At 37.6% G+C, this 10,074-nt stretch carries 11 protein-coding genes and 3 pseudogenes; 3 read left to right on the top strand and 11 right to left on the bottom strand.

Going from position 1 to position 10,074, the window contains the following annotated elements:
* Positions 1-68: 68 nt before the first annotated feature.
* The 3 genes and pseudogenes from JEM49_RS06670 to JEM49_RS06660 all read right to left on the bottom strand — a co-directional run.
* Positions 69-344 (bottom strand): annotated as a pseudogene (locus JEM49_RS06670) (aldo/keto reductase); the annotation flags it as partial.
* 81 nt (positions 345-425) lie between these two features.
* A complete protein-coding gene (locus JEM49_RS06665; protein WP_201874290.1) occupies positions 426-848 on the bottom strand; it encodes an N-acetyltransferase in 423 nt (140 codons plus the stop codon).
* 2 nt (positions 849-850) lie between these two features.
* Entirely contained in the window at positions 851-1,183 is a 333-nt protein-coding gene (locus JEM49_RS06660) for a putative quinol monooxygenase (RefSeq protein WP_013437941.1), read from the bottom strand.
* A 135-nt stretch (positions 1,184-1,318) separates the two neighbouring features.
* On the opposite strand from JEM49_RS06660, the gene JEM49_RS06655 reads away from it, so the two are divergent.
* From JEM49_RS06655 to JEM49_RS06645, 3 genes and pseudogenes are all read left to right on the top strand, one after another.
* Positions 1,319-2,098 carry a hypothetical protein gene (locus tag JEM49_RS06655; protein ID WP_201874288.1) on the top strand — a complete coding sequence of 260 codons (780 nt, stop codon included), beginning with the start codon at positions 1,319-1,321 and terminating at the stop codon, positions 2,096-2,098.
* A 123-nt stretch (positions 2,099-2,221) separates the two neighbouring features.
* Entirely contained in the window at positions 2,222-3,754 is a 1,533-nt protein-coding gene (locus tag JEM49_RS06650; protein ID WP_201874286.1) for a YfcC family protein, read from the top strand.
* Between the two features lie 150 nt (positions 3,755-3,904).
* Positions 3,905-4,396, top strand: a pseudogene (locus tag JEM49_RS06645) (MFS transporter); the annotation flags it as partial.
* On the opposite strand, the gene JEM49_RS06640 reads toward JEM49_RS06645, so the two are convergent.
* The 8 genes and pseudogenes from JEM49_RS06640 to JEM49_RS10540 all read right to left on the bottom strand — a co-directional run bounded on the left by JEM49_RS06640 (position 4,354) and on the right by JEM49_RS10540 (position 9,902).
* Positions 4,354-4,767, bottom strand: a complete 414-nt coding sequence (locus tag JEM49_RS06640; RefSeq protein WP_242509796.1) for a GNAT family N-acetyltransferase — start codon at positions 4,765-4,767, stop codon at positions 4,354-4,356. The pseudogene JEM49_RS06645 and the gene JEM49_RS06640 sit on opposite strands and share 43 nt — an antisense overlap.
* Before the next feature lie 177 nt (positions 4,768-4,944).
* Positions 4,945-5,574: a Crp/Fnr family transcriptional regulator gene (locus tag JEM49_RS06635; protein ID WP_025006172.1), complete on the bottom strand. Its 630-nt coding sequence runs from the start codon at positions 5,572-5,574 to the stop codon at positions 4,945-4,947.
* Between the two features lie 18 nt (positions 5,575-5,592).
* Entirely contained in the window at positions 5,593-6,144 is a 552-nt protein-coding gene (locus JEM49_RS06630; protein WP_025006173.1) for a DNA-binding protein, read from the bottom strand.
* Positions 6,144-6,374: a heavy-metal-associated domain-containing protein gene (locus JEM49_RS06625; RefSeq protein WP_014563600.1), complete on the bottom strand. Its 231-nt coding sequence runs from the start codon at positions 6,372-6,374 to the stop codon at positions 6,144-6,146. Before JEM49_RS06625 ends, JEM49_RS06630 begins: the two co-directional genes overlap by 1 nt.
* Before the next feature lie 31 nt (positions 6,375-6,405).
* Positions 6,406-8,298, bottom strand: a complete 1,893-nt coding sequence (locus JEM49_RS06620) for a heavy metal translocating P-type ATPase (RefSeq protein ID WP_087236399.1) — start codon at positions 8,296-8,298, stop codon at positions 6,406-6,408.
* A gap of 212 nt (positions 8,299-8,510) precedes the next feature.
* Positions 8,511-9,299 (bottom strand): annotated as a pseudogene (locus JEM49_RS10550) (transposase).
* A gap of 58 nt (positions 9,300-9,357) precedes the next feature.
* Positions 9,358-9,519, bottom strand: a complete 162-nt coding sequence (locus JEM49_RS10545) for a hypothetical protein (protein ID WP_155830906.1) — start codon at positions 9,517-9,519, stop codon at positions 9,358-9,360.
* On the bottom strand, positions 9,483-9,902 hold the full coding sequence (locus JEM49_RS10540; RefSeq protein WP_242509795.1) for an ABC transporter transmembrane domain-containing protein: 420 nt from the start codon (positions 9,900-9,902) through the stop codon (positions 9,483-9,485). The genes JEM49_RS10545 and JEM49_RS10540 overlap by 37 nt, the downstream gene beginning before the upstream one ends.
* Positions 9,903-10,074: the final 172 nt, after the last annotated feature.

The following is a 10,074-nucleotide window of genomic DNA, read 5'->3' as shown; positions in this document are numbered from 1 at the left end:
ACCAATTTAACCAATTAAATGTTAAATCAGTGCTTTAAAAGTCTAATATTAATTGTCAATGTCTTAACTTAATGACATTGGATTTTACACTTAATAGTTTCTTTACTCCATTTCCTATCTAAAACCACTGTGCCCTCAGGTGGGTTTTGATTAATTGCACCGATAATTGGGTGTGGCACATACAATTCATCAAAATAGTTTACTTCATCTAGTGTGAGCTCTACGTCCATCGAATCCACAGCTGATTCAAGGTGTTTGATCTTCGTTGAACCAACGATTGGAGTAGTGATACCCTTAGCCCATTCCCAAGCTAAAGCAATTTCTGACATCTCAACACCATGCTTTTCCTGACTTTCATTACTTTAAGCTTAATACCGCTAGTCCATTATGAAAAAATACTTATTATAAATTCCTAGGCATAACTTTTATGCATCCCACTCCATTAAACAGTCGGCTGTACCAGCCTCTTGATCAATCTCTTTTTTCACTAACTTAAAACCACGGTTTTGATAAAAACTAATAGCCGCCTCATTCTTTTCATACACCGACAGCTGCAATTTATCATGCTTTAGCTTCAAAAAGTCAATCAGCTTTCCGCCAATACCGCGGCCCCGATGATCTCTTTTAACAAAGATACCGGCAATATAGTCGCCTTGCATCCCTACAAAACCAGCTATCTCGCCCTCTTCTTCATCTACATACAGCTGAGCATTCGGCAACTCTTTTTTCACCAATTCATAGTTATCATACCAATAACTTGGATCAATAAAATCGTGTGCATCAAGGTTACCCTCAAGCCAAATCTGCATCAACGTATCTAAATCGCTCTTTTGATATTTTCTAATCATCTTTATTTCCGAATAAACTTTTGATCACTTGCAGGCACGCCGCTGTCATCTGAGATGTAGCGTTCAACGCGCATATGCAAGTCATACTTTTCACGCAAGTCAGCCAATTCCTTCATCATAGGTGAAGCATGGTGAGCCTCAAGCGCCTTTTGATCACGCCAACTATCGATTAATAAAACCGTCTCAGGATCGTCCATTGGGATAAAGTAATCATATTTTTCATTGCCTTCTTCGGCACGAATACGACCTGCAATACCCTTGTCTTCCATTTCTTGTGCGAACTTTCTGGCATCACCATTTTTGCCATTGTAATAAAGATTTACAGTCAAACTCATAATTCGTCTCTCCTTTGTAAAATCGCTTTCATTAGTTATTTTACTATAATCTTGCTTATTCTTAACTTGTATTCATCGAAAGTTATCGCTAAAATTTAAGTAGAAAGTAAGCGTTATTATTTAGAGGTGAGAAAAATGTTAAACAAAAGAAAATTCCTCATCAAACTGTGTGCAGCGTTACCAGCTGCCCTGCTTTTAACGACTACTCCAGTTTTAGCTGATGAAAATGATCAAACTAATCAACCACAAACATCTGAACCAAATAAACAAAATGTAACCTACCAATCATTATATTGGCGTTGCATAAATCAATATACTGGTCAAACCTTACAAGTCATGTATGCCGATACGGTAAAAGTGGTTAACGGTGTCCCTGAGCGGCAAATCTTTAACATGGGGCAATTACCAGAGAGAATTGGTGACTTTGAGATAGCTGGCAATCCCCCTTATGGTGGACGTGCCCTTGAAGTTGATCCTAACAATCCAAGTGGTGTCACCTACATCGATTGTGCCTACTATTTGCCAAATAAGAAGGATAGTAGTAGCACAACCACTACCCATAATCAACAACATTCACAGAATGTAACAAAGGATAATCACAACAGCCATTCAGCAATCAAGAAAACAGACAAATGGCGTCACCAACACAAGATGCCAAATTCTGCTACTTCTAATTTAAACAAAAAGCAAAATGCTAGTCCAAGTAAGGCAGCTACCAGCAGTAAGCCTAATAAGAAAAAGGCAACAAGTAAGAAGAACAAACCTGCTACTGCCAAAAATCATGCTAATGTACAAGCTGAACGTAACAGTAACATCTTGAAATTCGTGGTTACTCCATTGGTGATTATGGTAATTGCCGCAATCTATATTACACGCAAGTTCTGGCACAGAAATCGCGGTAAACACGCTGAATAACAAGAAGGTCGAGTCAAGCTCGGCTTTTTTATTATATTTATATGAAATCGCTATCAAAAGATGCCTTCTTAACTGTATAATAAAACTATAAATCAATAGTTATACAAGTAAGGAGGTTTTATTATGGCTACTAAAAAGAAGAAAAAGCACCAATTTCCGACGGCCTATACCGTCATCATAATTGTACTTTTGCTTGTTCAACTATTGACTTTTGTTATTCCTGCCGGTAACTATGCGACGATTGCTTATGATACCAGCAATAAAGATTTCGTAGTTACCAGACCAAGTGGCAAAAGGTACAAAGAACCTGCTACTCAGGCCACTTTAAAGAAGCACAAGGTCAACATTGCAGTCAAGAAATTTAAGGATGGCACAATCTACAAGCCAGTTGCTATTCCAAATTCTTACGAGAGAATCAATTTAAAGAAGCCTAACCTGTGGCAGGCGATCAATCAGTTCTTCACCTCACAGGTACAAGGTATCGCTCAAAGTGTCGACATCATCGCCTTCGTTTTGATCCTAGGTGGATGTATTGGTGTCGTTCACGCAAACGGCGCGATCAACTCGGGGATGCAGGCTTTATCTAAGAAAATCAAAGGTAAGCAAGTTCTGTTGATCATCCTTGTGATGGGGCTAATTTCTCTTGGTGGTACAACCTTTGGTCTTGCCGAAGAAACGATGGCCATGTACCCAATCCTAATTCCAGTCTTCCTGCTAGCCGGGTATGATACGATGACAGTTCTAGGAACGATCTTCCTGGGAACGAGTATTGGGACCATGATTTCAACCATTAACCCATTCTCAACGATCATCGCTTCTAACACTGCCGGTGTTAACTTCGCCAGAGCTTTACCACTCAGAATTACCATGTGGGTCATCTGTACGGTAGTTGGTATGATCTATGTCATTCGCTACGCTGAAAAGGTACGTAAAGATCCTACTAAATCTGTTGTTTACGACCAATACGAAGAAGATCGTGAAAAGTACTTAAACGATGCCGACTTTAACAAACCAGCCAACTTTACTTGGCAACAAAAATTATCATTGATCATCTTCGGCATTGCCTTTATCGTCATGATCTGGGGTGTACAACAAAAAGGCTGGTACTTCACCGAAATTTCGGTAGTCTTCTTAACTGCCGGCTACTTGATGGCTATCTTCTCAGGACTTTCCGAGCACAAAGTTGTGCAAGCCTTCGTTGATGGTGCTAGCGATTTGCTTGGTGTTGCTTTGACAATCGGGTTGGCAAGAGCCGGTTCCATTGTTATGGACGACAGTCACACCAGTGACACCATCATGCACTTTTTCAGCCAACAGATTTCTGGCATGAGTCCATTAATCTTCATTTGGTTCCTGTTCATTGTCTACATCATTCTGGGATTCTTCATTCAATCATCATCTGGTTTGGCCGTACTTTCCATGCCAATCATGGCACCACTTGCCAATGTGGTTGGAATCGATCGTGCTAGTGTAATTGATGCCTACAACTGGGGCCTTGGCTTTATTTCCTTAGTTGCCCCAACCGGATTAATCTTGATGAGTTTGATGTTGGTTAACATCGACTTTAACAAATGGTTCAAGTGGTGTTGGAAATTACTGGTAATCGAATTTGTCTTGTGTCTAGTCGCTTTAGGCGTCGGATTGTTAGTATATTAGATTTAAAACAAAGTTTTCAGATCATTCTTTCAGCACGAGAGGATGATCTTTTTTTCATAGCAACCCTTGTTTCTTTATTCAAAAAGCGTATCATATACAGACGAAGAAATAATTGGATGACAGAGAGCATTCGTTTTGGAGGAGTTAAATATGAAATATATTACGCAGCACAGTCATGGACTAAGTAAAAACCAGAAGTGGGTCATCGCCTCTACTTCATCAGGTTTTGCGCTTGAAAACATGGATGTGCTTTTTTTATCGTTTGCAATGAGTTCAATGATTGCGGATTTGCACCTATCTGGTGGAGCCGCTGGGTTGATCTCCTCAATCACTAACTTAGAGATGCTAGTCGGCGGTATCTGCTTCGGCATCCTAGGTGACAAGATTAGCCGGTTTAAAACTTTCTCACACACGGTTTTAATCTTCGCCCTAGCTACCGGTTTAATGGCTTTTACCAACAACATCTATGAGATCTACGCCTTACGCTTTCTCGCTGGTATTGGTGCCGGCGGTGAATATGGTGTAGGCATTGCCTTAATCACCGAAAGCTTTGAAAGCGGCAGAATTGGTAAGATGACCTCAATTGCGGCAGTCGGTGGTCAAATCGGTGCGATCTTTGCGGCATTAATTGCGGCTTGGATTAAGTTGTGCTGGTGAGACAGCCGCAAAATCAGCCAACTTTTCAATTTATGCTGGAAAACTGAAAAGTTGGTTAAGACATTCACTGAATCGTCATAAATATGCATCCCGCGATACTCATCAGAAATCGCTACACGGTGAATGGCCACATAAGGATCAAGATCATTATTCCATTTGCCATCAAACTTTTTGTAATTTGGATCAGGTCCATAAGTAATTGCAGTGTAGCCGGCAATTTTCTGATCAACGATTAAGACCCAGGCTACGCCTTCTTCAATGTCGGCTGTAATTGTTTCAACATTGGGATAATCACTCTGCCATTGCGGGGTCCCCTCCTCTTTTAAAAACTTTTTTGCTTCATCAATGATCGGCATAATTTGTTCAAGGTCATTTTTGGCAACTGACGAATATAAATTAGTGACATAGTGTCTCCCTACTCTAAATAAAATTTTATCAAGGGAGTTGGTTTTTCGCTAATTAAAAAACTACCATGCAATAATTCTTAATGAAAAAATCCACGAACCATTTGGCTCGTAGATCTTTAATAATAATTAGAATAAATCAATGTGACGTAGTTTTCGTTTTAAGGTTCCTTGCTTTTCTAAGAGTACGAATTTACGCGATAAAGTTTCGGGAGTAGTACCTAAATACAAGGCTAAATCTTTCATTTTTAGTGGCAAAGTAAATGAGTTCTTATTCACTTGTTTTGCATAAGTCTGCAAATAACTCAATAGTCTATCTTCCACCTTAGGCAAACTAAGTAATTGAATTTGCCTATGCATAGCACGTACTTTAATAATATTTTGCTCTAAGAGTTGAATACTTAATTCTGGTTTCTTTTTCATTAGCGCTAAAAATTCATTTCGATTAAGCAAACAAATCTCACTATTTTCTGTAGCTTCAACATAAGTATTGATATTTGCTTCACCAAATAACCAGTTTTCACCAGCATAATCACCCGTTTTTAAAATCTGCGTAACATTCTCGCGGCCATTTTCGTCTAAAGTATAAAGGCGAGCGCCACCATGAGCAACAATTACTAAATTATTACTTGATGTAGGATCCATTACTAATTCACTTTTTTGATAATTCTGATGGTGAACTAGCTCTTCTATTTGCATTTGATCATTTGTCGGTAATGCATTAAATAATGGAACTAAGTGTACACACAACTCTGCCATTCAAAAAACTTCCTTTACTTAAAAATCATCGTCATCATCATCTTCTTCAGTATATAATCCTTCACGTAATTCATGGCCCAAGAAGTTTTGTGATTGACGAATTTGTTCCTTAATCCATGTTAGAAGTTCAATTAAATTGGCACTCAATTCTGGCCAAGCTTCTTTTTGAGCTAAGGCAATTGCCTTAGTAATAAATAAGATTTGTGTATCAAAGTCTTTTACTAAAGCAAAAAGTTGGTCTTGGCCATCTTTGTACTTGCTTGCTCCGTCTTCCTCAAGCATAGTATATTCTTTAAATTGATCAGTAATAGTAGGTATACTTTCGCCATTATTAACTAAAATCTGATTTAGCCGGTTAAACTCATTCTGTTCATATCTGATCCACTCATCAGCATGCTGCTCTAAAAACAAACTAGCTTGACCCTTAGCGAAGAACTTAGCTTGATTAATTTTTAAAGTGTGAATCAGTAAATTGGCAATAATGTGACCAACCATTGCACCAGCTGTAGGCGTATGATGATCAATGTCACTTTGCTTTAACTCTGCCTTATATGCTTCTTCTGCCTTCATTAGTTTAACTCCTTTGCCTTTACATCCTTAACTTCATAGCCCATCTTTTCGATTGCTGTTTTAACATCATCAACATCAGCCTTATCAGCATTCATCATGAACTTTAACTTACCGGCATTAAATAATACCTTAATTTGATCTGTACCATCGACATCTTCAACAGCTTTTTCAATCTTGGTTAAGCAAGATGGGCAAGTCATGCCACCTAACTTCATCATTACTTTTTGCATAAAAACCTTCCTTTCTTATCTCTTACATGTTTTATGCTAAATCTTTTTCCTTATCAGAAAATTGATGGTTATCAACTTTTCGATGATTTCTAATTAAGCGCATACCATTTAAAATTACGACTAAGATGCTAAATTCATGAATAAACATACCGCTAGCCATTTCGACATAACCTGCAAATAACCCAATGAATAGTAACAACACGGTTAACAATGCAATTACAATATTTTCATTCATATTTAAAACGGTCCGCTTAGAAATTGATAAAGCATAGGCAATTTTACGCAAGTCATTTTTGACTAAGACAATATCTGAAACATCGACTGCAACATCTGTACCGCTACCGATTGCAATAGCCACATCGGCATTAGCCAATGCAGGACTGTCATTAACCCCATCACCGATAAAGGCAACGTGATGACCATTTTCTTGTTCCTGCTTAACAAATTGTGCCTTATCAGCTGGAAGCATTTGTCCATGAACTTCATCAATTGGCAAATCAGCCGCAATTTGTTGAGCTGTTTCTTGATTATCACCTGAAAGCATAACTAACTTCTTGATGCCTAGTTGCTTTAATTGCATCAATGCGATTTCTGCTTCTGGGCGAAGACGATCTTTAATGCCAAAAATAGCCAATTTACTTTGATCACTATTAGCCAAGACTACAACAGAGTTTCCTAAGTTACTTAGTTTATTAACTACTTGAGTTAATTTGGGATTAGCAAAAGTATTTTCTTCAATTAAGGCTAAATTACCTAAATAATACCGTTCTCGATCTAAGTCAGCTATCATACCTTTGCCCTTAACTGTCTTAGTCTCGATTTGATCAATCTTTTGCCCACTAAGCTTAGCCATTGCTTTAGCTAACGGGTGATTGCTTTGAGACTCAATGTTAGCAGCTAGGTTAACAACTTCGTCCTTATTACCACTCAGAACTTCAATTTTATTTACCTCTGGGTGACCAACTGTTAAAGTACCAGTTTTATCAAAGGCGATTTCATCGATTTTACGAGCTGCATCCATTACTTGAGAGCCCTTAAACATCACGCCATTTTTAGCTCCGTTACCAATACCGGCAACAGTTGAAACGGGAACTCCAATAACCAAAGCACCTGGACAACCTAGAACCATTACTGTAATTGCCAATTTGAAGTCTCTTGTAATTAAGCCTACAATAATCGCAATCACTAATACCGCAGGAGTATAGTATTTAGAAAAACGATTGATCAACTTCTCAGTATGAGATTTGGAATCCTGAGCTTCCTCTACCATTTCGATAATCTTGCCAAAGGTAGTATCATCTCCGGCTGCCGTAGTCTCTACTGTCAAGGTGCCATCTTCTAGAATTGTACCGGCATAGACTTGATCACCTTGTTTTTTATCGGCTGGTTTCGACTCACCATTAACATTAGCTTCATTTAGATAACCTGAACCCGAGACAATTTTTCCATCAACTGGGACTTGATCTCCGGTTTTAATCAAAATCTTTTCACCAGGATCAATAAAATCTACATCCTCTTCTTCCGTTGTCCCGTCATCTTGCAAGACTAACGCGGTTCGTGGCGCCATTTTAGTTAAATCAGATACAGCTTTACGCGTCTTTTTAAGAGTAAGTTCTTCCAGAACATCACCCAATGCAAAAAGCCAGGTAACAATTGCTGCTTCATTAAATTCGCCAATAATAATAGCGCCAACTACCGCCAATGATACCAAAACATCAATGGAAACTAATTTTACTTTCAATGATGAAATAGCTGTTAACAATATTGGAATCAAACCAATAACTCCTACTACTAGCATCAGAACTTGATAAGCAGCATTGATATGGAATAACCATTTAGCTGCTTCCGCAAGCAAAATCAGCACAGTATTAAGTGACAAAATTATTTTTTGATGTTTAACAAAAAATTGTTGAATTTTTACCATTTATATTCCTCCTTTGCTTTTCATGTTTTAGTTTAGGAGAAATGTTGTTAGCAGAAATTGACGACCATCAAGAAAAAAGCACTTAATATTAAAAACTAAGTGCTTTAAAACTAACAAATTATTCTTTATCTTTAATCTTATCCTTCAGATCGAAACTGTCAAATCTTTTGTGTAAATAGATCTTTCTCATAGATTGATTTTTTATTCTTTATTTAATCAAAGTAAGATTCTAAGGTGTCCTGAACCTGACCAAAGCCTTTGTGAATTCGGTTGAAGTGGCGGTCATTGTAACTCATTGCTTGGATGCCAATAAAAGTATCAAGCGACTGTTCAGTCGGAAACTCTGCTTTAGGCTTAGCCTTGCGCTTAATGACGTTGTTAAAAGATTCAATCATGTTGGTAGAGTAAATTGAAGCTCTGATCTACTTAGGATAATTATAGAAGACCAGCAGGTGTGGCTCGATGTCTTTCAGGTTTCTTATGACATGATTATAACTCTTGTGCCATTTGGCATAGAAGGCATGCAATACATCAATAGCAGCCGCTTTATTGGCTTGCTGGTGAATCTGCTTGAATTCGTTCATAATTGCCTCCCCATTTCTATCTAAGAAAGTCACACTTCCAGTTTTCGGTTTTAATTTGCCCAATAACACTTTGAATAAAGTAGATTTTCCAGTGCCAGAATCACCTGTGAGTAAAACTTTTTGTCCTTTTTTAATTGTGAAATCGGGATATGAAATAGTTTCACCTTGATCATATTTTACAGATAAGTTTGAGACTTTTATTCCGAAAGCTAAGGTCTTATTTTCATTTTTATCAGGAATTGATTTTCTTAAATCAGCAATCTGGGTCCGGAGAGCATTAGTTGATTTAACCTGCGTAATTGCTTGCGTGATATTCCAAATTGCTGAAGAAATAGTAAAAGCAAAACTGCCTGCAACAACAAAATCACCAAAAGAAATTATATGAAGCAAGAACAAAATACCCGCGATAAAACTCATCCCTACTTGAGCAATAGCATTACCAAAACCATTAAAGAGGTAAGAAATGCTTCGATATTTAAAAGCTTTTTTTACTAGTTTCAACATAGTCATTACTTGCTCTATTAAGCTGCTTGATTAATCGGCTGTATGCACTATAGCGACGTAATTCTTGCAAACCACCTAACCAATGCTCAATGGTATTTAACAATTTATCATTTTTCTTATTAACCTTATCCATTGCAGATGAAGTCTTTTTTCCATAATCTTTGGCATCGACAAGATAATAACTGCAAAAATTACCGTTACCAAAATTAAAATCCAATTCATGCTTGCTAGCAAAATAATTGAGATTATAATTTCCAAAACACCGCTTAAGATAGCAACCCAAGGTGTTACATAATTATCAGCTAAGAGTTTTAAGTTAGCAGTCAGTCTGTTTTGCATACTAGAAACTTTCTCGTCATTATCCTGATTATAGTAATGATGCAAAATATCTTGACGAATTTTGTGTAAATAATCTTGTACTTGTCTAGTAAATGCAATAGTAGCAATCGGCAAAAGCAATGCGGTTAAAATTGACATTATAAATTGCACTAATTCCCAGTAAATAAATCTATTCAAATTACCGGTAGTAATAGAATTTAACCCATATTTAAAAAGATATTCACCCTAATAATTTGACAAAACACAAAAGCAGGATTATTCTGTAAGAGAATTAAATAAATGTTCTTCGAGGCGGGGTGAAATTCCCGACCGGCGGTAAAGTCCGCAACCCGCGCAAGCGGTTGAATCC

It is taken from the genome of Lactobacillus sp. A27 (genome assembly GCF_016742815.1).
GTDB classification, from domain to species: Bacteria; Bacillota; Bacilli; order Lactobacillales; family Lactobacillaceae; genus Lactobacillus; species Lactobacillus gallinarum.
This window is presented reverse-complemented; position numbering and strand designations above follow the sequence as displayed.